We start from the raw sequence: 24,350 nt of genomic DNA on the forward strand, positions 1-24,350 counted from the left end.
CGAAGGTGCGCAGCGGTGCAACGCGCGATATCGCACGCCGCACCGCTGCGCCCGGTTCACATCAGAAGCGCGTCTCGCGCGCGGCGCGCAGGAAGTTGTCCAGCACCGGCGTGCAATCGAGAAACTCCGGTCCACCCGCTCGGTGGAATTCCGGGTGCCACTGCAAGCCCATCACGAACGGTGCCTTGCGATAGCGAATCGCTTCGACCACGCCGTCTTCCGCACACACGGCCTCGACGCTCAGATCGCGCCCCAACGTCTTCACCGACTGGTGGTGAATCGAGTTGACGATCGGCACGTCGAGCGGCGCGAGCATCTGCGCAAGCGACGAGCCTTCGGGGAAGGTCAGCGTGTGGCGGTTGTGTTCGTATGTCTCGGTGACGTGCGGAATCGCCTCGGGCAGATCCGTCGCAATGTCCTGGTGCAGCGTGCCGCCGAACGCCACGTTAATCAGTTGGCAACCGCGGCAGACACCCAGAATCGGCTTGCCCTGCTCGACGAATTCGTGCAGAAGCTCAAGTTCGTACATGTCGCGCATACGATCGCCCTGCCATTCGTGACGCGTGGCCACTTCCGAATAGGTCAGCGGCGAGACGTCCGCCCCGCCCTGCAAGACCAGACCGTCGAGATGCTTCGCATAATCGTGCAGACGGATATGGCTCGGGTGGAGCAGCCCTTGCGTGTCGACGGTCGGAATCATGAACACCAGCACGTCGCGCGACATCACCCAGTGTGCGATCGATTCTTCGAGGTATTGCAGCGTTTTGCTGCGCAAACCCTTGGCGCCCGGCTCGGGGTGAAAGATGCGTGCCGAGATGCCGATTTTCAGCGTGCGCTGCGTGATGCGCTGGCCGGCGCGATCGTACCAGGCACGCAGGCGCGCCGACATGATGCGACGCAGAACCGACCAGGGCGAATCGCCCGCCTGCAAGTACGACGGCTGACCGCCCATCGATGCCGGGCTGCCCGGACGCGGCGCCCCCGCACCGAATGACGGTTGATGCGGCGGCTCACCACCGCCACCCGCACCGCCTGCCCCACCCGCGCCACCGGTCGTCCGCGCTTCGTCGATGTTTCCGCCCGCGCTGCCGAGACCGGCCGCTTTGACGTCGTCGGCGGTTTTCGGCGCAGACGCGCCAATCGGATTACGGTCCGAAGCGACTTCGGCAGCCGACGTCTGCCCCGCCGGTTTCGCCGCGGGCGCGGTGGACGTGGCGGATGTCGCGGACGTAGCAGGCTTTTCCGCCTTCGCATCGGCCGAACCGGACACTTCCGTCGGTGGCACCGGACGCGTCAGCGTATCGGGATTCGGCGGCATGCTGGCCGAACCTTCGGCCGTCCCCGCGACGGGCTTGGCCGTCGGGCGCGGCGTCTGGGGCGTGGCCGGCTCGACGTAGTCGGACGAGCGCGTCGCCGGCGAATCCGCAGGCGATCCTCCCGCTTTCGCGGCACCGGATGCCGATGGGGCCGACGATGGTGACGCGGCAGAAGGCGCCGCGGGTGTTGGCGAAGGTGCGGGCTTGCTCGTATCGGACTCGGGCTTGGACGGCGGCTGCGGCGATTTCGGATCTTGAGCGTCGGTCATGATGGCTTTGAAATGCGTCCTGAAAAAGATCGTGAGGACGAAGGGGAAAGAGGGATTGACCACGTCGGCCCGGGAATTATCCCGCCGGCACCATCGCGCCGCAACCGCCAGCGCGAAAACGTCGGCGCTCCCGGGGGCATCGCAACCTCATCGCCGGGCGCGCCTCGCAAAAGCGATGAAACCGTCCCGCCCGTCCGATGTCGAATGTGCTGGTCACGCGACGGACGCGTTCCGCTGGCCGGCGGCACGGCATGGCCCCGCTGCGGCGAATCGCACCGCCGACGCGTATAATCCGGACATGTTGAACGGCGTTCGTCGCACATTGAACACGAATTGCGCGATGTTAACGTCGTTCACGAGAACTTGCTTGCCCGTCCGGCGAGCTTATTGGCATCAGGAGTCTGCAAGTGAAGCGTTTTCTTCGTCTGTGGCAGGTCGCCCGTCACGACTTCCGTGTGCTGTGGCACGCGGCCCGCGATCCGCGACGTCCGCGCTGGCTTTTGCCCGCCGTCGTGTTGCTCGCGCTCTACCTGCTCAGCCCCATCGACCTGATTCCCGACTTCGTGCCGGTGTTCGGGTTGCTCGACGATGTCGTCGTGATCGGCATGGTCATCCACTGGCTCATCAAGCGTTTGCCGGTCGACGTGCGTGAAGACGCCCGGGCTCACGTGTTCACGCAGCGCGCCTGACGGTCGAACGCCCGGGTGCAACAAAAAAGGGACGCTTCGGCATCCCTTTTTTTTCGTCCGCTCCCGTCGCCGCGGACCTACGGCATGAGCAAGGTCGAGCCCGTGGTCTTGCGCGACTCCAGATCGCGGTGCGCCTGCGCGACATCGGCCAGTGCGTAGCGCTGATTCACTTCGATCTTGACGATTCCCTTGCTGACCACGTCGAACAACTCGTTCGCCGTGGCTACCAGATCGGCGCGCTTGGCGGTGTAGTTGAACAGCGTTGGGCGCGTGAAGAATAACGAACCGCGCGAGACAAGATCGCTGGTGTTGATTTGCGTGACGGGACCGGAAGCGTTGCCGAAGTTCACCATCATGCCCAGCGGACGCAGGCAGTCGAGCGAGCCGGTAAAGGTGTCCTTGCCGATCGAATCGTAGACCACCGGAACGCCTTCGCCGCCAGTGATTTCCTTCACCCGCTCGACGAAGTTCTCACGCGTGTAGACGATCGGGTGATCGCAGCCATGCCGGCGCACGAGCGCTGCCTTTTCCTCCGAGCCGACCGTGCCGATTACCGTCGCACCGAGCGCCTTCGCCCATTGGCAAACGATCAGGCCGCCCCCCCCGCGGCCGCGTGAATCAGGATCGTGTCGCCCGGCTTCACGGCATACGTGCGGCGCAGCAGGTACTGTGCCGTCATGCCTTGCAGCATCATGGCAGCAGCCTGATCGTCGCTGATGGCGTCGGGCAGACGCACCAGCGGTGCGGCCGGCATCACTCGCGCCTGCGAGTACGCGCCGCATGGGCGGCTCGCATACGCCACGCGATCGCCCGGCTTGACATGGGTCACGCCTTCGCCCACGGCTTCGACCACCCCGGCCGCTTCCATGCCCAGACCGGCGGGCAGCGGTTGCGGATACAGGCCGGTGCGGAAATATACGTCGATGTAGTTCAGGCCCACCGCCTGATGGCGCACGCGCGCCTCGCCCGGACCGGGTTCGCCGACTTCGACATCGACCCACTTCATCACTTCCGGGCCGCCGTTCTGTTCGATACGAATGGCTTTGGTCATCGTCAATTTCTCCCTCTATGCGTTGTGTATGTCGTCACGGGTTCGTGGTCAGACGCACGATCAGTTGCTCCAGCAGCAGCCGCGCCGTCGCACTGTTCGTGGCGCACGGTACGTTGTGCACGTCGCAGGCGCGCACCAGCGCGTTGATATCGGGTTCGTGCGGTTGCGGCGTCATGGGGTCGCGCAGGAACAGCACCATGTCGACGCGCCCCTCCGCCAGTTGCGCGCCGATCTGCAAATCGCCGCCATGCGGGCCGGAGAGCATGCGCTCGACGTCGAGTCCAAGCTCGGTGGCGATGCGCCCGCCTGTGGTGCCGGTGGCCACGAGCCGGCACTGGCGCAGGACGTCGACATAGTCGCGCGCGACCGCCAGGATCTCGTCTTTCTTCTTGTCGTGGGCGATGAGTGCAATTCGAACTGCCGGAACTGCCGGAACTGCGGGAACCGTGGCAGCGGCAGGCACTTTCGGTACTGTCATTGATGCAATCCCCGAGCGTGGTATGGATGAGGGTGAATACGATGGATTGCCGGATGACGCATCAGAACGTGCCCGGATAAGCACCGCCGTCGATCAGCACGTTCTGGCCGGTGATGTATCCGGCCTTCGCGCTGCACAGGAAGGCGCAGGTCGCGCCGAACTCGTCCGGCTGGCCGAAGCGGCGCGCGGGAATTGCCGCCGCGCGTTTGGCCCGCGTGTCCTCGACACTCTGTCCGCTCTTCGTCGCCGACGCCTGCATGGTCGCCGTCAGACGATCCGTGTCGAACGCTCCCGGCAGCAGATTGTTGATGGTGACGTTATGCGCCACGGTCGTGCGGGCAATGCCTGCGACGAAGCCCGTGAGGCCCGAACGCGCGCCGTTGGACAAACCGAGGATGTCGATGGGGGCCTTCACGGCAGACGACGTGATGTTCACGATACGCCCGAACCCCCGCGCGATCATGCCGTCCACCGTCGCCTTGATGAGTTCGATGGGCGTGAGCATGTTGGCGTCGAGTGCACGGATCCAGTCGTCGCGCTGCCAGTGGCGGAAGTCGCCCGGTGGCGGGCCGCCCGCGTTCGTCACGAGGATGTCGGGCTGCGGGCACGCGGCCAGCGCCTGGGCACGGCCTTCGGGCGTGGTGATGTCGCAGGCCACGGCGCTCACGTTCACACCGGTGGCTGCGCGGATTTGGTCGGCAGCGGCGTTCAGTGCGCCGGCAGTGCGCGCGACGATCACGACATTCACGCCGGCGTCGGCCAGCGCCTGCGCACAGGCGCGCCCCAGCCCCTTGCTCGCGCCGCACACCAGCGCGGTGCGGCCCTTGATTCCCAGATCCATGGTCAGCCTTCAAGACAAGTGATGCGTTGGTCGAAAGACAGCTGTGCAGCGGTCTTTGCAGCGATTCTAAGGGAATCGTGCACGCGCCGCTGCAAGCGCGCGGCCGGGCCGGGGACCGAAACCCGGACCGGCCTCGCCCGCATCGGCTAAAATCGCGGCCATGCGCGCCATACCGCGACACTCCGATCCGGTGGCCCAGCCTCACATTGCCTGCCATGAAACAAGACACCCGATTCCCGAATCTCTTCATCTGCGATCACCCGCTGATCCAGCACAAGCTCTCGCACATGCGCGACAAGGAAACGTCGACGCGCACGTTCCGCGGCCTGCTGCGCGAGATCACCCTGCTCATGGGCTACGAGATCACACGCGATCTGCCGCTCACGACCGAGCGCATCGACACGCCAATGGTGGCAATGGACGCCCCCGTCATCGCCGGCAAGAAGCTCGCCATCGTGCCGGTGCTGCGCGCCGGCGTCGGCATGAGCGACGGCCTGCTCGATCTGGTGCCGTCGGCGCGCGTCGGCCACATCGGCGTGTATCGCGACGAACAGCATCGTCCGGTGGAATATCTCGTACGCCTGCCGGACGTGAACGACCGCCGCTTCATTCTGTGCGACCCGATGGTCGCGACCGGCTACTCGGCCGTTCACGCCGTGGACGTGTTGGTCAAGCGCGGCGTGGCGCAAGAGAACATTGCGTTCCTTGCGCTCGTGGCCGCACCGGAAGGCGTGAAGGTGCTGCACGACGCGCACCCTGGCGTGAAGCTGTACGTCGCGTCGCTCGATGAGCGCCTGGACGACCATGCGTACATCATTCCGGGACTGGGCGATGCGGGCGACCGCCTGTTCGGCACCAAGAACTGATAGCAGGACGCCCCTGTCTCCGAGCTGCCCCGCGCAGCAACTTACACGCGCTTGCGCCGGGTAGCCATCGCCACACCGATGGCCGCCAGCACCATACCGCCCCACGCCAACGGCGGCATGTGTTCGCCGACCATCAGCCACGCGGCGAGCGCCGCAGCGGGCGGCACCAGGAAGAACAGCGCCGACACGCGCGACGCCTCACCGCGCCGGATCATCGCCAGCAACAGCGAAATCGCCACGATCGAGTTGCCGATCACGAGATAGACGAGCGTGAGCCCGAGTTGCCATGTCCAGTCCACGCGCATCGGCTCAAGCCACCACGCGAGCGGCAACGTCGCGGCAAACCCGACGGCGTACTGCACGAGATTCGACGTCACCGGGTGCTGTCCGAGGCCGAAGCGCTTCTCGTACAGCGTGCCGCAGGTGATGGCGCCCAGCGCCACGAACGTGAGCAGCAAGCCCAGCGCAGAGGTTGCCTCCACCGCCGAGCGCGCCACGATCACGAGCGCCGCCCCGGCCAGCCCCAACCCCAGCCCGATCCAGTTCAGGCCGCTCACGCGCTCGCCCACCAGGCGCGGCACTGCCAGCGCCACGAGAATCGGTTGTAGCGACGTAATCAGCGCCACGCTCCCCGCCGACACGCCGAGCCGCAGCGCCAGGTACGTCATGCTGAAATACAGCGCCTGAATCAGCAGGCCGATCACAACGAGGTGCCCCCACGCTGCGGCCGTCTTCGGCAACGGCGGGCGCATGAGCGCCGCCAGCGGCGCGAGCAGCACCAGCACGAGGCCGTAGCGCAAGGCGAGAAAGGTCAGCGGATCGGCGTAATCCAGACCGATCTTGGCGACGGTAAATCCGACTGACCACAGGAACAGAAAGATGAGCGGTGCGGCACGCAGCCACAACGGATCGTGTGCGACACCGGTGCGTACCGGCTCCAGCGAAGATTTCAGGGACATCGGTAAGTGGAGGGTCCTTTTCCTTTTTGTTGCGCGACAGGCGCGATGCCGGCGGCGCGCGCCGCAGCGCCGCAGTGCGGCGGCATCGACCGATGCACCGCCTTCACCTTCAACCTTACCTGCGCTTGCTGCCGCCCAGAATGCTGCCCAGCACGCCGCGGACGATCTCACGTCCCAACTGGCTGCCCACCGTGCGCATGGTGCTCTTGACCATCGCTTCGACCGGGGTGTCCTTGCTACGCGAGCCGCCCCTGCCGCCGAGCAGGCCGCCCAGCGCATCGAGCAGACCGCCGCCTGACGGGGCAGATGGGGTGGACGGGGCAGACGGGGGGGTACCGTCCGGCGCGGGGGTGCCGTCGGGCTGCCGCGCCTGCGTGCGTCCGACGAGTTTTTCATACGCCGACTCGCGATCCACGACCTTTTCGTACACGCCCGCGACGAGCGACGCCGCCAGCAGCGCGGCGCGCTCCTGCGGCGTAATCGGCCCAATGCGCGACGCGGGCGGCGCGACGTACGCACGCTCGGTCACGGCAGGGCGTCCCTTCTCGTCGAGCAGCGACACCAGCGCCTCACCCACGCCTAACTCGCCGATCACCGTCTCGATGTCGAGCGACGGATTCGCGCGCATGGTCTGCGCCGCCACTTTCACCGCCTTCTGGTCGCGCGGCGAATACGCGCGCAAGGCATGCTGCACGCGGTTGCCCAACTGACCGAGCACGGTATCGGGCACGTCGACCGGATTTTGCGTCACGAAGTACACGCCCACGCCCTTCGAGCGAATCAGGCGAACCATCTGCTCGATGCGTTCGAGCAACGGCTTGGGCGCTTCGTTGAACAGCAGGTGCGCCTCGTCGAAAAAGAAGACCAGCTTGGGTTTGTCCGGGTCGCCGACTTCCGGCAGCCGCTCGAACAGCTCGGCGAGCAGCCACAGCAGGAACGTGGCGTAAATGCGCGGGGCGGCCAGCAACTTGTCGGCCGCGAGGATGTTGACCACGCCGCGTCCCTGCGCATCCGTCTGCATGAAGTCCTCGATGTTGAGCATCGGCTCGCCGAAGAACTTGTCCGCGCCTTGCTGCTCCAGCGTGAGCAGGCCGCGCTGAATCGCGCCGATGGAGGCGGCCGAGATGTTGCCGTACTGGGTGGTGAAGCTCGACGCGTTCTCGCCCACGTGCTGGAGCATGGCGCGCAGGTCCTTGCTGTCGAGCAGGAGCAGACCATTGTCGTCGGCGATCTTGAAGACAAGGTTGAGTACGCCGGTTTGCGTCTCGTTCAGGCCCAGCAGCCGCGCCAGCAGGAGCGGGCCGAGATCGGAGACGGTAGCGCGCACGGGGTGGCCCTGCTCGCCGAACACGTCCCACAGCGTGGCCGGGCTGCCGTGCCAGTCGGGCGTATCGAAGCCGAGATTGGCGATGCGCTCCCTGAGCTTGGGTGTTTCCACACCCGGCTGGGTAATGCCGGTCAGATCGCCTTTCACGTCCGCCAGAAAGACCGGCACGCCGATGTCGGAGAACGCTTGCGCGATGACTTGCAGGGTGACGGTCTTGCCGGTGCCCGTGGCACCCGTGATGAGCCCGTGGCGGTTGCCCATGGCAGGCAGCAGTCCCAAAACATGCTGCGCGTTGCGCGCGATCGCGAGCGCCTCACCGGCATCGTGAGCCGGCCTCGCTGTGGCGACGCCGGTGGCCGCCGCGGGGGGTGCCGCGGACGGTGCCGCGGGTGGAGCCGATGTATCGGCGGCGAGCGCCTGCGCGGCGGCGGCGGGCGGGGTGGACGGCGGCACTGGCGACGGCACGGGCTTCTTGGGCATGCGAGACCTCGGCGGTGGACACGGCGCGGGGCGTGACACGGCGCAGCAAACACCCGTGGCACGGTGCGGCGGCATGATAAAATTGCCTCCGATTATAGCGGCAGGTCCTGCCGCTCGGACTGTACCGTCCCGAAACGCCCGCGAGATCGCCCCGGTCCGTGCGAGGCGGCGGGGCGGCTGGACAATCGGCGCCCGCGACCCGGTGGTGGCGGGCGCTCCCGTTTCAACGGTTGGCCGCGCCGGACTGCGCGGGCCGGCAGAGCATACTTCGCCGCCACGCGCGGCACGACGGAGAAATTCATGGCGGGTCATAGCAAGTGGGCCAACATCAAGCACAAGAAGGCTGCGGCAGATGCCAAGCGCGGTAAAGTCTGGACACGTCTGATCAAGGAAATCACGGTCGCGGCCCGTCTGGGCGGCGGCGACGCCGACAGCAACCCGCGCCTGCGTCTGGCCGTGGAAAAGGCGGCTGACGCCAACATGCCCAAGGACAACGTCAAGCGCGCGATCGATCGCGGCGTAGGCGGTCTGGACGGCGCCAACTACGAAGAAATCCGCTACGAAGGCTATGGCATCAACGGCGCGGCCGTGATCGTCGACACCATGACGGATAACCGTGTGCGTACGGTGGCCGAAGTGCGTCACGCCTTCTCCAAGTTCGGCGGCAACATGGGCACCGACGGCTCGGTGGCGTTCCTCTTCACGCATTGCGGCCAGTTCCTGTACTCGCCGGAAACCCCGGAAGACAAGCTCATGGAAGTGGCGCTCGACGCCGGTGCCGACGACGTCATCACCAACGACGACGGCAGCTTCGAAGTCATCTGCCCGCCCAACGACTTCCAGGCCGTGAAGGAAAAGCTCGAAGCGGCCGGGCTGAAGGCCGAAGTCGCGGAGGTGACGATGAAACCGCAAACCGAAGTGATCTTCACTGGCGATGACGCCGTGAAGATGCAAAAGCTGCTCGACGCGCTCGAAAACCTCGACGACGTGCAGGACGTATTCACCAACGCCGTCATCGAGGAATAAGATGAAAATTCTGGTTGTCGGCTCGGGCGGCCGCGAACACGCGCTCGCCTGGAAGCTCGCCCAATCGCCGCGTATCCAACTGGTCTACGTAGCACCGGGTAACGGTGGCACCGCACTCGACGAGCGCCTGCGCAACGTCCCGATCAGCGATCCGAACGTGCTCGCCGAATTCGCCGCACGCGAAGGCATCGCGCTCACGGTGGTCGGTCCGGAAACGCCGCTCGCCGCCGGTATCGTCAACATCTTCCGCGCCCGCGGCCTGAAGATCTTCGGGCCGACGAAGGAAGCCGCACAGCTCGAATCGTCCAAGGACTTCGCCAAGGCGTTCATGAAGCGCCACGGCATTCCGACCGCCGATTACGAGACGTTCGCCGACGCCGCCGCCGCGCACGCCTACATCAACGCCAAGGGCGCGCCGATCGTCGTGAAGGCCGACGGCCTGGCCGCCGGCAAGGGCGTGGTCGTGGCGATGTCGATCGAGCAGGCGCACAACGCCGTGGACATGATGCTTGCGGACAACAAGCTCGGCGACGCCGGCGCGCGCGTGGTGATCGAGGAATTCCTGCAAGGCGAGGAAGCCAGTTTCATCGTGATGGTCGACGGCAAGAACGTGCTGCCGCTCGCCACGTCGCAAGATCACAAGCGCCTGCTCGATAACGATCAGGGCCCGAACACGGGCGGCATGGGCGCTTACTCGCCTGCGCCGATCGTCACGCCGCAAATCCACGCCCGCGTGATGCGCGAGATCATCATGCCGACCGTGCGCGGCATGGAGACCGACGGCATTCGCTTCACCGGCTTCCTATACGCCGGTCTGATGATCGACGCCGAAGGCAACGTCAAGACGCTCGAATTCAACTGCCGCATGGGCGACCCGGAAACGCAGCCGATCATGGCGCGTCTGAAGGGCGACTTCTCGGTGGTGGTCGAGCACGCCATCGCCGGCACGCTCGACAAGATCGAACTCGATTGGGACCGCCGTTATGCGTTGGGAGTGGTGCTCGCCGCTCACGGCTATCCGGACACGCCGCGCAAAGGCGACCGCATCTCGGAAATTCCGGCGCAGACCGACGATTGCGTGACCTTCCACGCCGGCACCCAGCTCGACGGCGACGTGCTCAAGGTCACCGGCGGACGCGTGCTGTGCGTGGTGGGCCTGTCCGATACGGTGCGCGGCGCGCAAAGCGTGGCGTATCAGACCGTCAATCAGATCAACTTCGACGGCATGCAGTATCGTCACGACATCGGCAACCGCGCGCTGGCGCGCAAGCCGGAATAAGTCGACAGGCGCCAACGCGTCAACGCGTCAACGCGTCTACGCGATTCGGGAACGACGGCCACGGCCCGGAAGACCCCACGTCTTCCGGGCCGTGGCCGTTTGGGCGGTTCGGGTGACGACAAATGCTTTGGGGGCCGTCACATCGTCGGCGCGCCGCGATTGACAAGCGCGGGCCAAATTGGCACGCTGGCGTCGCGTGGCACTGGAAGTTCACTCACCATTGCGCGCATCCGGCCAGCTCCGGCGGAATTCATGCGGTTTTCCCGACAGACCCCTCGCTCGACGGAGACTTACATGTTCGACCTCGATAAGCTGGTCAACGATTACCTGGTGCCGTTCGGCCTGAAGATCGTGATGGCCGTCGTCATCTGGATCGTCGGCGGCATCGTCATCAATCTGGCGGCGCGGCTGGTACGCGGCGCGATGACCCGCCGCCACATCGATCCCACCCTCGTTCGCTACACCGAGTCGTCGCTGCGCATCGCGTTGCGCATTGCGCTCATTCTGTCCATTCTCAGCGTTTGCGGTATCGAGACAACATCGTTCGCCGCCCTGCTCGCGGCTGCCGGCATCGCCATTGGCGCCGCCTGGTCCGGACTGCTGTCGAACTTCGCCTCCGGCATCTTCCTCATCGTGCTGCGCCCCTTCAAGACGGGAGACATGATCAGCGCGGGCGGTGTGACGGGCGTAGTCGAGGAAATCGGCCTGTTCGTCACTACGCTCACAACCGCGGACAACCTTCGCGTGTATGTCGGCAACACGAAAGTCTTCGGCGACAACATCACGGTGTACGACGCCAACGCCTACCGCCGGGTCGATCTCACCGCGCAGCTCGCCCATACCGTCGACGTGCAGGACGCCGTGGCGCGCCTGAAGGCACGCATCACGCAGATTCCGAACGTGGTCGACAAGCCCGGCGTGGACGTGGAAATCCTCGAATTCAACGCGTCCGGGCCGGTGCTGGCGGTGCGCCCGTACTGCCATAACCGCGACTACTGGCAAGTGTATTTCGACACCAACAAAGCCATTGCCGAAGTTGGCGGCACGGCGCATTGGCCGGTGCCGGCAACGCGCCAGATCCTTATGCCGCCGCCGGGCGTGCCGGGCGCACCCAACGCGGGCACCGGCGCCGTGCCGCCGATCGTGCCCGGCGCCGGCGGCACCGCCCCGGCAGGTACGCTGCCCAACGCTCCGGCCCCTTGAGGGCGCTCGCTCCGCCGCCCTGAAGCGCGGGCGGACGGCTGGCGCCGTGCCATTTGAGCCGCGGGCCGAAAGCTTGACGCAGGTCATGCGGGCGGCACGGGCTACGGCGCCCACTGCCCGCCTCACGTCACGTCCCGGTACAATCGCGGGTAAATTCGTCACAATTACCACGCAAGGGACGTCACAGAATGACAGCGCAAGACACCGCGCGAGCGCCGGATACGGCGGCGGTACGGACATATCTGCTCGGACTTCAGGACAGGATCGTCGAAACGATGGAGCGCCTGGATGGCAAACGCTTCTTCGTCGACGACTGGCAACGCCCGGCCGACGGCCCGCTGCGTGGCGACGGCCGTACGCGCGTGCTCGACGACGGCGACTTCTTCGAGCGCGGCGGTGTGAACTTCTCCCATGTGATCGGCGACAAGCTGCCCGCCTCGGCGAGCGCGTCGCGGCCCGAGCTGGCGGGACGCGGCTTCGAAGCCCTTGGCGTCTCGCTGGTGCTGCATCCGCGCAATCCCTACTGCCCGACCGTACACTTCAACGTGCGTATCCTGATCGCCACCGCGCCGGGCGAACTTCCCGCATTCTGGTTCGGCGGCGGCATGGACCTCACGCCCTACTACGCATTCGAGGAAGACTGCAAGCACTTCCACCAGACCTGCAAGGATGCGCTCGATCCGTTCGACCCGACTTGGTATCCGCGCTTCAAGACCTGGTGCGACGAGTATTTCTACCTTAAGCACCGGCAGGAGCCGCGAGGCATCGGGGGCATCTTTTTCGACGATTTCTCCGGTGGCGGCTTCGATACGGGCTTCGCGGTCATGCAAAGCGTAGGCGATGCGTTTCTCGACGCGTACATTCCCATCGTGGAGCGCCGCCGTGGCATGCCGTACGGCGAGCGCGAGCGCGATTTTCAGGCGCACCGCCGCGGCCGTTACGTCGAGTTCAATCTGGTCTGGGATCGGGGAACGCACTTCGGCCTGCAATCGGGCGGGCGCACCGAATCCATTCTGATGTCGATGCCTCCCGTCGTGAAATGGCACTACGACTGGAAGCCCGAGCCGGGCACGCCCGAAGCGAAGCTCTATACCGACTTCCTCGTGCGCCGCGAGTGGGTGTGAAGGCCGGGCGCGCATGACCGTCATCTCTTCTGCCGCGCCGGCAGCTTCAGCCACAACGCTCGCAGGCCCCGGCGCGCCGGCCCGTTCCCCGCGCCGCATCGGCGTGCTTGGCGGCACGTTCGACCCGATCCATATGGGTCATCTCGCGCTGGGCGCCCTCTTCGCCCGTACGCTCGACCTCGACGAACTGGTGTTGATGCCCGCCGGCCAGCAGCCACAGAAGCAGGGCAGCACCGCCGCCGCGCACCGGCTGGCGATGACGCGGCTGGCCGCGGAAGGCCTTGCGGCAGCGCTGGCCGCCTCCCATCCGTCGACGCAGGTGATCGTCAGCACCCGCGAGATCGAGCGTGCCGGACCGAGCTATACGGTCGACACGCTGCGGGAAATGCGGCGCGAAGCCGGGCCCGGCGCCTCGCTCTCGCTGCTTATCGGCTCGGACCAGCTGGTGCGGCTCGATACGTGGCACGCCTGGCGCGAACTGTTCGACTATGCCCACATCTGTGCGGCCGCACGCCCGGGTTTCAGTCGCGAGACGGCATCCGCGCCACTGCGCAAAGTCTTTGCCGAGCGGGAAAAGTCGGCGCTCGGGGTACAATCCACGCCATGCGGCGGCATCCTGATCGACGACTCACTGGCCGTCGACATTTCTGCCACCGAGTTGCGCGCCACGCTGGCGCACGCGCAGAACGCGGCGAAGCCCCCGGCAAATCTGCCCGAACCCGTGTGGCAGTACATCCGCGCGCAACACCTGTATCGCGCCTGACGGCCCGTCATCCGACTACCGGGACGCTGTCTTGCGCCCCCTGTTTCACCCAAAAAACGCACTATGGATATTCGTAAACTTCAGCGCCTGATCGTCGACGCCCTCGAAGACGTCAAAGCCCAGGACATCAAGGTGTTCAACACCGAACATCTCACCGCCCTGTTCGAGCGCGTGATCATCGCGAGCGGCACCTCCAATCGCCAGACCAAGGCGCTGGCCGCCAGCGTGCGCGACAAGGTCAAGGCCGCCGGCGGCGACATCGTCAGCATGGAAGGCGAAGACGTCGGCGAATGGGTGCTGGTCGACACGGGCGACGCCATCGTGCACATCATGCAGCCGGCGCTGCGCCAGTACTACAACCTCGAAGAGATCTGGGGCGAGAAGCCCGTGCGCCTGAAGGCCGCCGGCACCAAGGCCGGGGCGAAGGCGAGCGCGGAAGACGAAGAGAACGAAGAGGACGATGCTCAAGCGTCCGACGACGCCGTCAAGGCGCCCGCTCCCGCCCGCCGCAAGGCCAGCAAGTAAGACTCGCACGCGATTCTGTCGACATGCGTCTGTTCATCCTCGCAGTCGGGCACAAGATGCCCGGCTGGATCGAGACCGCCTTCGCCGAGTACGCCAAGCGCATGCCGCCCGAGCTGCGCATCGAACTCAAGGAAATCAAGCCGGAGCAACGCTCCAACTCCCGCACGGCCGAAACCGTGATGGCCGCCGAAGCACAGCGCATCGAGGCGGCGCTGCCCCGCGGCTCCCGCCTCGTATGTCTTGACGAACGCGGGCACGATCTCACGACCATGCGTCTGGCGCAGTCGCTCACCGGCTGGCAACAGGACGGGCGAGACGTCGCCTTCGTGATCGGCGGGGCCGACGGCCTCGATCCGGCACTCAAGGCGCGTGCCGATACCCTCATCCGCCTGTCCAGCCTGACGCTGCCGCACGGCATGGTGCGCGTACTGCTTGCCGAACAGCTCTACCGTGCGTGGAGCATCAACGCCAATCACCCCTACCATCGCGTTTGACGGACGGCTTCGCGCGACCTTCGCGCTCGCCTGCGGCCTTGCCGGACCCGTGACGCCGTCGCCTGTCAATCCCCGCACCGTACGGGCCTGCAACACCCGTTGTGCAACGCAAGTGGAAAAATCACAATGACGTGTTAGTCTACGCGGCGCTACACAGTTCGCACCGCGAACGAGCAGGGTCCGCTCACTCAAGGGACCCTCGACTTCTCGTGAACCCCCGGAGATTGGTATGAAGCAACCTTCCCTGCGCACCTTCGCCCTCGCCGGCGCGGGCGCCGCACTGGCACTCGGCATGAGCACGTCGGCCCTGGCCGCCACGGAGATCCAATTCTGGCATTCGATGGAATCGGCCCTTGGCGATCGCGTCAACCAGATTGCCGCCGACTTCAACGCATCGCAAAGCGACTACAAGATCGTCCCGATTTACAAGGGCAACTACGAGCAGGGTCTGGCCGCGGGGATCGCCGCGTTTCGTGCCGGCAACGCCCCGGCCATTCTCCAGGTGTACGAAGTGGGCACCGCCACGATGATCCAGGCCAGGAAGGCCGTGAAGCCCGTGTGGCAAGTCATGAAGGACGCCGGCGAACCGTTCGACGAGAAGGCTTTCGTGCCGACCATCGCGGGCTATTACGCCGACAGCAAGACCAACCATCTCGTGTCGATGCCGTTCAACAGCTCGACCCCGGTGCTGTACTACAACAAGGACGCCTTCAAGAAAGCCGGCCTCGACCCGAATACCCCGCCAAAGACCTGGGCCGACGTGAAGCACGACGCCGAGAAGCTCAAGGCATCGGGCATGTCGTGCGGTTTCACGATGGGCTGGCAAAGCTGGACGCAACTCGAAAACTACAGCGCCTGGCACGGTCTGCCGTTCGCGACGAAGAACAACGGTTTCGACGGCCCCGATGCCAAGCTCAGTTTCAACGGGCCGCAGCAAGTCAAGCACATCCAGTTCCTGGCCGACATGGCCAAGGCCGGCACGTTCACGTACGTGGGCCGCAAGGATGAAGTGACCTCGAAGTTCTACAGTGGCGACTGCGGTATCGCCATGACCACCTCGGGCGCACTCGCGAACATCGCCAAGTACGCCAAGTTCAGCTACGGCGTGGGCATGATGCCGTACGACGCCGACGTGAAGGGCGCACCGCAGAACGCCATCATCGGTGGCGCCAGCCTGTGGGTGCTCGCCGGCAAGTCGGCCACCGAGTACAAGGGCGTCGCCAAGTTCCTGAACTACCTCGCTTCGCCGGCCGTGGCGGCCAAGTGGCACCAGGACACCGGTTACCTGCCGGTGACGAAGGCCGCTTACGAACTGACCGAAAAGCAGGGCTTCTACACGAAGAACCCGGGCGCGGACACGGCTATCAAGCAAATGCTCAACAAGGACCCGCTGCCGTTCACGCGGGGTCTGCGTCTGGGCAACATGCCGCAGATCCGTACGGTGATCGACGAGGAACTCGAAGGCGTGTGGAGCGGCAAGCAAACGCCCAAAGCTGCACTCGACAAGGCCGTACAACGTGGCGACGACCTGTTGGCTCGCTTCGCGAAGCAAGGCAGCTAAGCCGCCGCGAACGCGCGAGCATGCATGTCATGCCGGGGCTTTTCCTGCATTCGGCACATGAATCGCGACGTTACAATGACACCACCCCGGCCCGCCTGAAACGCGGGCCGGATTGGTTTTTTTCGGTCACTACGTTATGGCGCACAACTCCAGAGAACGCCCTCGCTTCGGCACCGGCTGGCTGCCCTACGCTCTTGTAGCCCCGCAACTGCTCATCACCGTCGTCTTCTTCCTGTGGCCCGCGGGCGAAGCCCTGTGGCAATCGACTTCGACGCAGGACGCCTTCGGGCTATCGAGCGAGTTCGTCGGGCTCGCCAACTTCACGGCGCTGTGGGGCGATCCGCTCTATCTCGCCTCATTCCGCACCACGATGATCTTCAGCACACTGGTGACCGTGTGCGGTCTGGTCATCTCGCTACTGCTCGCCGCGATGGCCGACCGGGTCACGCGTGGCAAACGCACCTACCAGACACTCCTGATCTGGCCATACGCCGTTGCACCGGCCATTGCCGCCGTACTGTGGGCCTTTCTCTTCAATCCAAGTATCGGTCTGATCACCTACGGCCTCGCCAAATTCGGCATCGAATGGAATCATGCGCTCAATGGCGGGCAGGCGATGTTTCTCGTCGTGCTGGCGTCGATCTGGAAGCAAATCAGCTATAACTTCCTGTTCTTCTACGCCGGCCTGCAGGCAATTCCGCGCTCACTCGTGGAAGCCGCCGCAATCGACGGCGCCGGGCCGATACGGCGCTTCTTCGGTCTCGTGTTGCCGCTGATCTCGCCGACGACATTCTTCCTGCTCGTGGTCAATCTCGTGTACTCGTTCTTCGACACCTTCCCGGTGATCGACGCCGCGACCGGCGGCGGCCCGGGCCAGTCGACCATGACGCTGATTTACAAGATCTATTCGGAAGGCTTCAAGGGGCTCGACCTCGGCAGCTCGGCTGCCCAGTCGGTGGTGCTGATGGTCATTGTCATCGTGCTCACGGTCGTGCAGTTCCGCTTCATCGAACGCAAGGTGCAATACGCATGATCGAAAACCGTCGCGGCCTGGATATTTTCTGCCACGTCATGCTGATAATCGGCGTGTTGCTGGTGGTCCTCCCGCTCTATGTGGCGTTCGTCGCCGCTACCATGAACGAGAGCGAAGTCTTCAACGTGCCTTTGTCGCTGATCCCGGGCACGCATCTGTTCGAGAACCTCGCCACGGTTTGGGGGGCGGGCACGGGCAACGCCGCCATGCCGTTCGGCATGATGCTCGGCAACAGCCTGTTCATGGCACTGGTCGTGACGATCGGCAAGATTTCGGTCTCGATCCTCTCGGCCTTCGCCATCGTGTACTTCCGTTTCCCGCTGCGCAATCTGTTCTTCTGGCTGATCTTCGTGACGCTGATGCTGCCGGTCGAAGTGCGCATTTTCCCGACGGTTCAGGTCATTTCGAGCCTCGGGCTCATCAACACCTATGCCGGTCTGACAGTGCCGCTGATCGCGTCGGCTACCGCCACGTTCCTGTTCCGGCAGTTCTTCATGACGCTGCCCGACGAACTCGTCGAAGCTGCCCGCATCGACGGCGCCGGGCCAATGCGCTTCTTCTTCGACGTGGTCCTGCCGCTGTCGAAGACGAACATCGCCGCACTCTTCGTCATCACCTTCATCTATGGCTGGAACCAGTATCTTTGGCCAATTCTGGTGACCAATGCACCGGAAATGACAACCGCCGTGGTGGGGATCAAGAGCATGATCGGCAGCGGTGACACCGCCACCCAATGGCAACTCGTCATGAGCGCCACGCTGCTCGCCATGCTGCCGCCGCTCGCGGTGGTGCTGCTGATGCAACGCTGGTTCGTGCGCGGTCTGGTCGATTCGGAAAAGTAATCATGGCAAATCTCAAACTCCATAGCGTCAAGAAAACCTACGACCGGAACAACTACGTGCTGCACGGTGTCGACATCGACATCCAGGACGGCGAGTTCGTGGTCATCGTCGGCCCGTCGGGTTGCGGCAAGTCGACGTTGCTGCGCATGGTCGCCGGCCTCGAATCGGTCAGCGAAGGCAGCATCCTCATCGGCTCGCAGGTCGTCAATCAGCTGGAGCCGAAGGACCGGAACATCGCGATGGTGTTCCAGAACTACGCCCTGTATCCGCACATGGACGTGCGTCAGAACATGTCGTACGGCCTGAAGATTCGCGGCATCGACAAGAAGACCATCGACGAGCGCGTGATGACCGCGGCGCGCATTCTCGAACTGGAGCCGTTGCTCGCACGCAAGCCGCGCGAACTCTCGGGCGGCCAGCGTCAGCGCGTGGCGATGGGCCGTGCCATCGTGCGCGAGCCGGCCGTGTTCCTGTTCGACGAACCGCTCTCGAACCTCGACGCGAAGCTGCGCGTGCAGATGCGACTCGAAATCCAGCGTCTGCACAAACGCCTGAAGACGACAAGCCTGTACGTCACGCACGATCAGGTCGAAGCCATGACGCTGGCCGATCGCGTCATCGTCATGAACAAGGGCTACGCCGAGCAGATCGGCACCCCCACGGACGTGTACGAGCGCCCGGCGTCGCTCTTTGTGGCGAGTTTCATGGGATCGCCCGCGATGAACCTGCTCAAGGGGCGCGTCGATCCGGACGGCCGCACGTTCGAGGTCGAGGGCGGCCCGGCGCTGCGTCTGCCGCCCACGAGCATGGCGCACGCGAACCGCGAACTTGTCCTCGGCGTGCGTCCGGAACATCTGGTGCCCGCGGAACAGCAGAATGGCCTGGGTGCGTTCGCCGCCCAGACCAGCATCCAGGTCGACCAGCTCGAACTGCTCGGTGCCGACAACCTCCTGCATGGCCGCTGGGGCGACCAGCACGTGACGGTGCGTCTGCCGCACGAATTGCGCCCGGCCGCCGGGACCATCGTGCCGCTGGCGATCTCGGCCAAGGCGCTGCACCTGTTCGATCCGTCGACGGGCAAACGAGTCGAGGCATGACGCGATGAGCGACAGTTCCGCATCGACCCATTTGTGGCGCGAATGGCCATATCCGCGCATCGTATCGCACCGTGGCGGCGGCAAGCTGGCGCCGGAAAATACGCTCGCGGCGTTCGAGATGGGCGCCTCGCTCGGCCTTCGCATGGTCGAGTTCGACGCCAAGCTCTCGGCCGATAACGTCGTTTTCCTATTGCACGACGACACCGTCGAGCGCACCAGCAACGGGCATGGCGCCGCCGCACAGATGACCTACGCCGAGATCGAAAAACTCGATGCCGGTAGCTGGTTCGGGGCCGACGGGCGTTTTGCCGGTCAGGTCATGCCAACGCTGGCGCAGGTGGCGCAGCGGTGCCTGGCCCTGGGGCTGGCGGCCAACGTCGAAATCAAACCGTGCCCGGGCCGCGAAGTTGAGACGGGCAAGCGCGTCGCCGAAGCGGTCAGAACGCTGTGGGCGGGCCAGACCCCGCCGCCGCTGCTCTCCTCGTTCTCCTACGAGGCGCTCGAAGCGGCCGCCGCGGCTGCGCCGGAACTGCCGCGCGGGATGCTGTACGAGGCCGTGCCGGCGCATTGGCGCGACGACGCCCGCAAGCTGGCCACGGTCTCGCTGCATGCGAGCCATCGGTATCTCGACGGCCCGCAGGTTGCCGAGATCAGGGCGGCCGGCCTGCATATGCTCGTCTACACGGTCAACGAGCCGGCACGCGCGCGCGAACTGGCCGCGTGGGGCGTGGACGCCATCTGCACCGATCGCATCGACCTCATCGGCGCAGACTTTCTCGACCGCCTTTGAGGCGCGCCTGCCGGCATGACGTTGCGGTAAACCGCGGTGTGCCACGACAAGGCACAATCATCGGCACTGCAAGCCCCCGCCGCCCGCTGGCGGGGGCGCTCGCAAGGCGGCATAATAGGGCGTTCCCCTCGCCCAGCCCATCCAGCGGCCCGGTGCTCGCATTGCAGGTCCATGCAAAGACGTGTGCCGGGCTGGACGAATTCAAGTCAAGCCGCCATGCCGTACATCTATCTCGCGTCGCAAAGCCCCCGCCGTCAGGAACTGTTGCAGCAACTCGGCGTTCGTTTCGAGTTGTTGCTGCCTCATGCCGACGAGGACGCCGAAGCGCTCGAAGCCGTACTGCCTGCGGAGCCGCCCGACGACTATGTGCAGCGCGTCACGCGCGCCAAGGCGGAAGCGGCCGTTGCCCGTCTCGCCCGCGCCGGATTGCCGGGCGCACCGATCCTCGCGGCCGACACGACCGTCTGCCTGGACGGCACGATCCTCGGCAAGCCGTTCGACGACGCCGACGCCCGCGCCGTGCTCGCCCGCCTCTCGGGCACCCGTCACCGCGTGCTGACGGCCGTTGCCGTGTGCGCGCACGGACAGATTCATCAGGCGGTGAACATCTCGCACGTCTGGTTCCGCCCGCTGCGTCGTGAGGAAATCGAGCGTTACGTCGCCTCCGGAGAGCCGCGGGGCAAGGCCGGCGCCTACGGCATTCAGGGCAAGGCCGCCGAGTTCGTCATGCGCATCGACGGCAGTTATTCCGGCATCATGGGACTGCCCCTGTGCGAGACCGCCGCGCTGTTGCGTCAGGCGGGCGTTGACTTCTGACGCATACCGAAGCCCCAAGCATTTCGAGTCCGGTCGACACTTTATGAACGAAGACATTCTGGTCAACATCACGCCACAGGAAACCCGCGTGGCGCTCATGCAGCTCGGTGCCGTGCAGGAACTGCACATCGAGCGCACGCTCTCGCGCGGCCTGGTGGGCAACATCTATCTGGGCAAGGTCGTGCGCGTGCTCCCGGGCATGCAGTCTGCCTTCATCGATATCGGACTGGAGCGCGCGGCGTTCCTGCACGTGGCCGACATCTGGCATCCGCGCACCGGCAACGACACATCCGTGCCGCACCCGCAGCCGCCCATCGAAAAGACGGTTTTCGAGGGACAGACGCTGATGGTGCAGGTCATCAAGGACCCCATCGGCACGAAAGGCGCGCGTCTGTCGACGCAGATCAGCATTGCCGGGCGAACGCTCGTCTACCTGCCGCAGGAGCCGCATATCGGCATCTCGCAGCGTATCGAGAGCGAGGCCGAACGCGAGGCGCTGCGAAGCAAGATTCAGGCGCTGGTGCCCGTCGACGAAAAGGGCGGCTTCATCGTCCGTACGATTGCGGAGGACGCCGCCGACGCGGAACTGGCCAACGACATCGCCTATCTGCGCAAGTCGTGGCAGACCATTGGCGAGCAAAGCACACGTGTGCCGGCGCCCGCCCTGCTCTATCAGGATCTGAACCTTGCCCAGCGCGTGCTGCGCGACTTCGTGCATGAGGAAACGGGCAAGATCCTCGTCGACTCGCGCGAGACCTACCAGAAGCTCGCCGAATTCGCCACGACCTACACGCCGGCCGTGCTCGGCAAGCTCACGCACTACACGGGCGAGCGCCCGCTGTTCGATCTGTACAACGTGGAGACGGAGATCGAGCGGGCGTTGTCGCGCCGCGTCGATCTGAAGTCCGGCGGGTATCTGATGATCGACCAGACCGAAGCGATGACCACCATCGACGTGAACACCGGCGGTTACGTCGGGGCGCGCAACTTCGACGACACGATCTTCAAGACGAACCTCGAAGCGGCGCTGATGATCGCGCGCCAGTTGCGTCTGCGCAATCTGGGCGGGATCATCATCATCGATTTCATCGACATGGAAAGCGCGGAGCACCGCGACTCGGTGCTGGCGGAGCTGAAAAAGGCACTCGCGCGCGACCGCACCCGCATCACGGTCAACGGATTCTCTCAACTGGGTCTGGTGGAGATGACGCGCAAGCGCACGCGCGAATCGCTCGCGCACGTGTTGTGCGAGCCGTGCGCCGTCTGTCAGGGCAAGGGGCAGGTTAAGACGCCGCGCACGCTATGCTACGACATTCTGCGCGAAATCCTGCGCGAGTCTCGTCAGTTCAACCCGCGGGAGTTCCGTCTGATTGCCTCGCAGGAGGTCGTCGATCTGTTCCTGGAAGAGGAATCGCAACATCTGGCAATGCTGATCGACTTCATCGGCAAACCGGTTTCGCTGCAAGTGGAATCGTCGTTCCATCAGGAGCAGTACGACATCATTCTGATGTAAGCCCGTCAACGCCCGCCCCGACGCCATGCCCTACTCGAACTACGACAATCTGGCAGCATCGAGCGAGGCGCTCGACAAACACGCCGTCGCACGCCATTCGACCTGGGTCAGCATCTGGGTCAATATCGTGCTGACGACGGCGCAGATCGTCATCGGCCTGTTCGCCCGGTCGCAGGCGCTGATCGCGGACGGCATCCACTCGCTCTCCGACATCGTTTCCGACTTCGTGGTGCTCGCCGCGGCGCGCGGCAGCGCCCGCGCACCGGACGCCGATCATCCCTATGGGCACAGCCGCTATGAAAACGCGGCGTCGCTATTTCTCGGTGTGATCCTGCTCGCGGTCGGCGCGGGCATGCTGTGGCGAGGCATCGAGCGTTTGCTGCATCCGGAGGAAATTCCGGAGGTGCATGTCGTTGCGCTGGCCGTGGCCGTCGTGGTGCTGCTGAGCAAGGAAGGCCTCTTTCGCTACATGTTGCGCGCCGCCCAACGCGTGCGCTCCGCGATGCTCGTCGCCAACGCGTGGCATGCCCGCTCGGATGCGCTGTCGTCGCTCGTCGTCGCCTGCGGCATTCTCGGCAACCTCGCCGGCTATCGCATTCTCGATCCGCTCGCCGCCGCGCTCGTGGGATTGATGATCGGACGCACTGGCTGGAAGTTCGGCTGGAACGCCCTTCAGGATCTCATCGATCGCGGTGTGGACGACGCCACCACCGTCGCCATTCGCCAGCGTCTGCTCGACACGCCCGGCGTGCGTGCCATCGACGTTCTGCGCACGCGCCGCATGGGCGACGAGATCGTCGTGGACGTCCACATCCTCGTCGATGCGCGTCTTTCCGTCTCCGAGGGACACTACATTGCGGAGCAGGCGCGCGCTGCCGTCATGGGCGAGCCGCAGATTCTCGACGTTCTGGTGCATGTCGATCCCGAAAGCGACGCCAAAGGCACGGCATTGCAGCAATGGCCCGCCCGCGCGGTCGTTATCGGTGCCGCAGAACTGCTCTGCCGGGCCAACGCGCTCATGCTTCACGACGTCAAGTTGCACTATCTGAATAACGGTCTGGAAGCCGACGTCATCGTCGAAGGACTGAACGACGCGCGACATGCGGGCGCCGATATCGTGGGCGCCGGCGGCATGGAAGTCCCGTCGCAGACAGTCGCCGATGCGCTCGCCGCGCGCTTCGAGCCGTTGGGGCTGCGGTACGTTCGGGTGCTTCGGGTGACGGGCGAAACTTCGGCGACGTCGGCGCCGGTGCCGGTGCCGGTGCCGCCAACATCGAACGCGCCCCAAAGCGCACAAGACGCCGAAAGCGCATCGGCCACTGGCCCTTCCGCCGGTTGACGCAAAGGCAGCGGCGGCCGTTGCAGTGCGTCGCGGCGGTGCGTCGATGTGTGCCGACGCGTTCGACGTATGTGAAAAGCGTGAAAAGAGGGATCAGTCCTCGTGCCGGAACGCCGAGAACGGCATGCCCTGCCTGTCCTTGTCCGAGACGATCGGCTCGATACCGTCGAGCGGCCAGGGAATGGCCAGCGTCGGATCGTCCCAGCGAATGCAGCGCTCGAACTGCGGCGCCCAATAGTCCGTGGTCTTGTAGAGCACTTCGGCCGTGTCCGACGTCACCACGAAACCATGCGCAAAGCCCGCCGGAATCCACAACTGCTTCTTGTTCCCGGCACTGAGCACTTCCGCCACCCATTGTCCGAACGTCGGTGAGCCCTTGCGGATATCGACCGCAACGTCGTAGATCTCACCCTGTAATACGCGTACGAGCTTGCCCTGCGGTTGCCGGATCTGATAATGCAGGCCGCGCAGCACGCCGCGTGCCGAGCGTGACTGGTTGTCCTGCACGAACGTGATCGTTTCGCCGAGCGCGTCGTTGAAGCCGCGCTGATTGAAGCTCTCGAAGAAATAGCCGCGCGAATCGCCGAACACCTTGGGTTCGATCACGCACACGGCCGGGATGGCGCTGGGAGTCACTTGCATATCAATTACCGGTAAGAATCCATGATC

Annotated in this window: 23 protein-coding genes and 1 pseudogene; 17 read left to right on the top strand and 7 right to left on the bottom strand. The window is 65.1% G+C overall.

Annotated features, from left to right (window positions below; translation table 11 throughout):
* Nucleotides 1-61: 61 nt before the first annotated feature.
* Nucleotides 62-1,585, bottom strand: a complete 1,524-nt coding sequence (locus tag AB870_RS17280) for a type 1 glutamine amidotransferase (protein WP_047908348.1) — start codon at nucleotides 1,583-1,585, stop codon at nucleotides 62-64.
* Between the two features lie 407 nt (nucleotides 1,586-1,992).
* Between AB870_RS17280 and AB870_RS17285 the strand changes: the two genes are divergently transcribed.
* Nucleotides 1,993-2,274, top strand: coding sequence for a YkvA family protein (locus tag AB870_RS17285; RefSeq protein WP_047905653.1), 282 nt, complete (start codon nucleotides 1,993-1,995; stop codon nucleotides 2,272-2,274).
* A 77-nt stretch (nucleotides 2,275-2,351) separates the two neighbouring features.
* Here AB870_RS17285 and AB870_RS17290 read toward each other — a convergent pair.
* From AB870_RS17290 to AB870_RS17300, 3 genes and pseudogenes are all read right to left on the bottom strand, one after another.
* Nucleotides 2,352-3,325, bottom strand: a pseudogene (locus tag AB870_RS17290) (quinone oxidoreductase family protein).
* A gap of 34 nt (nucleotides 3,326-3,359) precedes the next feature.
* Complete coding sequence (locus tag AB870_RS17295; RefSeq protein WP_237169977.1) at nucleotides 3,360-3,803, bottom strand: methylglyoxal synthase; 444 nt, start codon at nucleotides 3,801-3,803, stop codon at nucleotides 3,360-3,362.
* Between the two features lie 61 nt (nucleotides 3,804-3,864).
* Complete coding sequence (locus AB870_RS17300; protein ID WP_047905654.1) at nucleotides 3,865-4,644, bottom strand: SDR family oxidoreductase; 780 nt, start codon at nucleotides 4,642-4,644, stop codon at nucleotides 3,865-3,867.
* 215 nt (nucleotides 4,645-4,859) lie between these two features.
* Between AB870_RS17300 and upp the strand changes: the two genes are divergently transcribed.
* Nucleotides 4,860-5,510 carry a uracil phosphoribosyltransferase gene (gene upp, locus AB870_RS17305; protein ID WP_047905655.1) on the top strand — a complete coding sequence of 217 codons (651 nt, stop codon included), beginning with the start codon at nucleotides 4,860-4,862 and terminating at the stop codon, nucleotides 5,508-5,510.
* A 41-nt stretch (nucleotides 5,511-5,551) separates the two neighbouring features.
* On the opposite strand, the gene AB870_RS17310 is transcribed toward upp, so the two are convergent.
* The gene (locus AB870_RS17310) at nucleotides 5,552-6,469 is read right to left on the bottom strand and encodes a DMT family transporter (RefSeq protein ID WP_047905656.1); all 918 of its coding nucleotides are present in this window, start codon (nucleotides 6,467-6,469) and stop codon (nucleotides 5,552-5,554) included.
* 115 nt (nucleotides 6,470-6,584) lie between these two features.
* A complete protein-coding gene (locus tag AB870_RS17315; RefSeq protein WP_047908350.1) occupies nucleotides 6,585-8,057 on the bottom strand; it encodes a helicase HerA-like domain-containing protein in 1,473 nt (490 codons plus the stop codon).
* Between the two features lie 519 nt (nucleotides 8,058-8,576).
* Between AB870_RS17315 and AB870_RS17320 the strand changes: the two genes are divergently transcribed.
* From AB870_RS17320 to AB870_RS17390, 15 genes are all read left to right on the top strand, one after another.
* Nucleotides 8,577-9,302: a YebC/PmpR family DNA-binding transcriptional regulator gene (locus AB870_RS17320; RefSeq protein WP_047905657.1), complete on the top strand. Its 726-nt coding sequence runs from the start codon at nucleotides 8,577-8,579 to the stop codon at nucleotides 9,300-9,302.
* A gap of 1 nt (nucleotide 9,303) precedes the next feature.
* The gene (gene purD, locus AB870_RS17325; protein WP_047905658.1) at nucleotides 9,304-10,581 is read left to right on the top strand and encodes a phosphoribosylamine--glycine ligase; all 1,278 of its coding nucleotides are present in this window, start codon (nucleotides 9,304-9,306) and stop codon (nucleotides 10,579-10,581) included.
* Between the two features lie 294 nt (nucleotides 10,582-10,875).
* On the top strand, nucleotides 10,876-11,784 hold the full coding sequence (locus AB870_RS17330; protein ID WP_047905659.1) for a mechanosensitive ion channel family protein: 909 nt from the start codon (nucleotides 10,876-10,878) through the stop codon (nucleotides 11,782-11,784).
* A gap of 188 nt (nucleotides 11,785-11,972) precedes the next feature.
* Nucleotides 11,973-12,908 (top strand): oxygen-dependent coproporphyrinogen oxidase, encoded by a 936-nt coding sequence (gene hemF, locus AB870_RS17335; protein WP_047905660.1) that lies wholly within the window; start codon nucleotides 11,973-11,975, stop codon nucleotides 12,906-12,908.
* A 13-nt stretch (nucleotides 12,909-12,921) separates the two neighbouring features.
* Complete coding sequence (locus tag AB870_RS17340; protein WP_047905661.1) at nucleotides 12,922-13,671, top strand: nicotinate-nucleotide adenylyltransferase; 750 nt, start codon at nucleotides 12,922-12,924, stop codon at nucleotides 13,669-13,671.
* 63 nt (nucleotides 13,672-13,734) lie between these two features.
* Nucleotides 13,735-14,196, top strand: a complete 462-nt coding sequence (gene rsfS, locus AB870_RS17345; protein WP_047905662.1) for a ribosome silencing factor — start codon at nucleotides 13,735-13,737, stop codon at nucleotides 14,194-14,196.
* A 23-nt stretch (nucleotides 14,197-14,219) separates the two neighbouring features.
* Complete coding sequence (gene rlmH, locus AB870_RS17350; RefSeq protein ID WP_047905663.1) at nucleotides 14,220-14,690, top strand: 23S rRNA (pseudouridine(1915)-N(3))-methyltransferase RlmH; 471 nt, start codon at nucleotides 14,220-14,222, stop codon at nucleotides 14,688-14,690.
* A gap of 229 nt (nucleotides 14,691-14,919) precedes the next feature.
* Nucleotides 14,920-16,251, top strand: coding sequence for a sn-glycerol-3-phosphate ABC transporter substrate-binding protein UgpB (gene ugpB / locus AB870_RS17355; RefSeq protein ID WP_047905664.1), 1,332 nt, complete (start codon nucleotides 14,920-14,922; stop codon nucleotides 16,249-16,251).
* 136 nt (nucleotides 16,252-16,387) lie between these two features.
* Complete coding sequence (ugpA, locus tag AB870_RS17360) at nucleotides 16,388-17,284, top strand: sn-glycerol-3-phosphate ABC transporter permease UgpA (protein WP_047905665.1); 897 nt, start codon at nucleotides 16,388-16,390, stop codon at nucleotides 17,282-17,284.
* Nucleotides 17,281-18,126, top strand: a complete 846-nt coding sequence (gene ugpE, locus AB870_RS17365; RefSeq protein WP_047905666.1) for a sn-glycerol-3-phosphate ABC transporter permease UgpE — start codon at nucleotides 17,281-17,283, stop codon at nucleotides 18,124-18,126. The genes ugpA and ugpE overlap by 4 nt, the downstream gene beginning before the upstream one ends.
* A 2-nt stretch (nucleotides 18,127-18,128) precedes the next feature.
* Complete coding sequence (locus AB870_RS17370; RefSeq protein WP_047905667.1) at nucleotides 18,129-19,223, top strand: sn-glycerol-3-phosphate import ATP-binding protein UgpC; 1,095 nt, start codon at nucleotides 18,129-18,131, stop codon at nucleotides 19,221-19,223.
* A gap of 4 nt (nucleotides 19,224-19,227) precedes the next feature.
* Entirely contained in the window at nucleotides 19,228-20,013 is a 786-nt protein-coding gene (gene ugpQ, locus AB870_RS17375; protein ID WP_047905668.1) for a glycerophosphodiester phosphodiesterase, read from the top strand.
* Nucleotides 20,014-20,184: 171 nt separating this feature from the next.
* Nucleotides 20,185-20,829 (top strand): Maf family protein, encoded by a 645-nt coding sequence (locus tag AB870_RS17380; RefSeq protein ID WP_237169978.1) that lies wholly within the window; start codon nucleotides 20,185-20,187, stop codon nucleotides 20,827-20,829.
* 43 nt (nucleotides 20,830-20,872) lie between these two features.
* Complete coding sequence (gene rng / locus AB870_RS17385; protein ID WP_047905670.1) at nucleotides 20,873-22,342, top strand: ribonuclease G; 1,470 nt, start codon at nucleotides 20,873-20,875, stop codon at nucleotides 22,340-22,342.
* Between the two features lie 25 nt (nucleotides 22,343-22,367).
* Nucleotides 22,368-23,681 carry a cation diffusion facilitator family transporter gene (locus AB870_RS17390; RefSeq protein ID WP_047905671.1) on the top strand — a complete coding sequence of 438 codons (1,314 nt, stop codon included), beginning with the start codon at nucleotides 22,368-22,370 and terminating at the stop codon, nucleotides 23,679-23,681.
* A 93-nt stretch (nucleotides 23,682-23,774) separates the two neighbouring features.
* Here the strand turns inward: AB870_RS17390 and rfbC are convergent, their stop codons facing one another.
* Entirely contained in the window at nucleotides 23,775-24,323 is a 549-nt protein-coding gene (gene rfbC, locus AB870_RS17395; protein WP_047905672.1) for a dTDP-4-dehydrorhamnose 3,5-epimerase, read from the bottom strand.
* Between the last annotated feature and the right edge of the window lie 27 nt (nucleotides 24,324-24,350).

Source organism: Pandoraea faecigallinarum, assembly GCF_001029105.3.
GTDB lineage: Bacteria > Pseudomonadota > Gammaproteobacteria > Burkholderiales > Burkholderiaceae > Pandoraea > Pandoraea faecigallinarum.

What these genes read in the sequence shown, in the direction of transcription:
- AB870_RS17280 (WP_047908348.1), bottom strand. Translation starts at nt 1,585, where the DNA reads ATGACCGACGCTCAAGATCCGAAATCGCCGCAGCCGCCGTCCAAGCCC.
- AB870_RS17295 (WP_237169977.1), bottom strand. Translation starts at nt 3,803, where the DNA reads ATGACAGTACCGAAAGTGCCTGCCGCTGCCACGGTTCCCGCAGTTCCG.
- AB870_RS17300 (WP_047905654.1), bottom strand. Translation starts at nt 4,644, where the DNA reads ATGGATCTGGGAATCAAGGGCCGCACCGCGCTGGTGTGCGGCGCGAGC.
- upp (WP_047905655.1), top strand. Translation starts at nt 4,860, where the DNA reads ATGAAACAAGACACCCGATTCCCGAATCTCTTCATCTGCGATCACCCG.
- AB870_RS17310 (WP_047905656.1), bottom strand. Translation starts at nt 6,469, where the DNA reads ATGTCCCTGAAATCTTCGCTGGAGCCGGTACGCACCGGTGTCGCACAC.
- AB870_RS17315 (WP_047908350.1), bottom strand. Translation starts at nt 8,057, where the DNA reads ATGGGCAACCGCCACGGGCTCATCACGGGTGCCACGGGCACCGGCAAG.
- AB870_RS17320 (WP_047905657.1), top strand. Translation starts at nt 8,577, where the DNA reads ATGGCGGGTCATAGCAAGTGGGCCAACATCAAGCACAAGAAGGCTGCG.
- purD (WP_047905658.1), top strand. Translation starts at nt 9,304, where the DNA reads ATGAAAATTCTGGTTGTCGGCTCGGGCGGCCGCGAACACGCGCTCGCC.
- AB870_RS17330 (WP_047905659.1), top strand. Translation starts at nt 10,876, where the DNA reads ATGTTCGACCTCGATAAGCTGGTCAACGATTACCTGGTGCCGTTCGGC.
- hemF (WP_047905660.1), top strand. Translation starts at nt 11,973, where the DNA reads ATGACAGCGCAAGACACCGCGCGAGCGCCGGATACGGCGGCGGTACGG.
- AB870_RS17340 (WP_047905661.1), top strand. Translation starts at nt 12,922, where the DNA reads ATGACCGTCATCTCTTCTGCCGCGCCGGCAGCTTCAGCCACAACGCTC.
- rsfS (WP_047905662.1), top strand. Translation starts at nt 13,735, where the DNA reads ATGGATATTCGTAAACTTCAGCGCCTGATCGTCGACGCCCTCGAAGAC.
- rlmH (WP_047905663.1), top strand. Translation starts at nt 14,220, where the DNA reads ATGCGTCTGTTCATCCTCGCAGTCGGGCACAAGATGCCCGGCTGGATC.
- ugpB (WP_047905664.1), top strand. Translation starts at nt 14,920, where the DNA reads ATGAAGCAACCTTCCCTGCGCACCTTCGCCCTCGCCGGCGCGGGCGCC.
- ugpA (WP_047905665.1), top strand. Translation starts at nt 16,388, where the DNA reads ATGGCGCACAACTCCAGAGAACGCCCTCGCTTCGGCACCGGCTGGCTG.
- ugpE (WP_047905666.1), top strand. Translation starts at nt 17,281, where the DNA reads ATGATCGAAAACCGTCGCGGCCTGGATATTTTCTGCCACGTCATGCTG.
- AB870_RS17370 (WP_047905667.1), top strand. Translation starts at nt 18,129, where the DNA reads ATGGCAAATCTCAAACTCCATAGCGTCAAGAAAACCTACGACCGGAAC.
- ugpQ (WP_047905668.1), top strand. Translation starts at nt 19,228, where the DNA reads ATGAGCGACAGTTCCGCATCGACCCATTTGTGGCGCGAATGGCCATAT.
- AB870_RS17380 (WP_237169978.1), top strand. Translation starts at nt 20,185, where the DNA reads ATGCAAAGACGTGTGCCGGGCTGGACGAATTCAAGTCAAGCCGCCATG.
- rng (WP_047905670.1), top strand. Translation starts at nt 20,873, where the DNA reads ATGAACGAAGACATTCTGGTCAACATCACGCCACAGGAAACCCGCGTG.
- AB870_RS17390 (WP_047905671.1), top strand. Translation starts at nt 22,368, where the DNA reads ATGCCCTACTCGAACTACGACAATCTGGCAGCATCGAGCGAGGCGCTC.
- rfbC (WP_047905672.1), bottom strand. Translation starts at nt 24,323, where the DNA reads ATGCAAGTGACTCCCAGCGCCATCCCGGCCGTGTGCGTGATCGAACCC.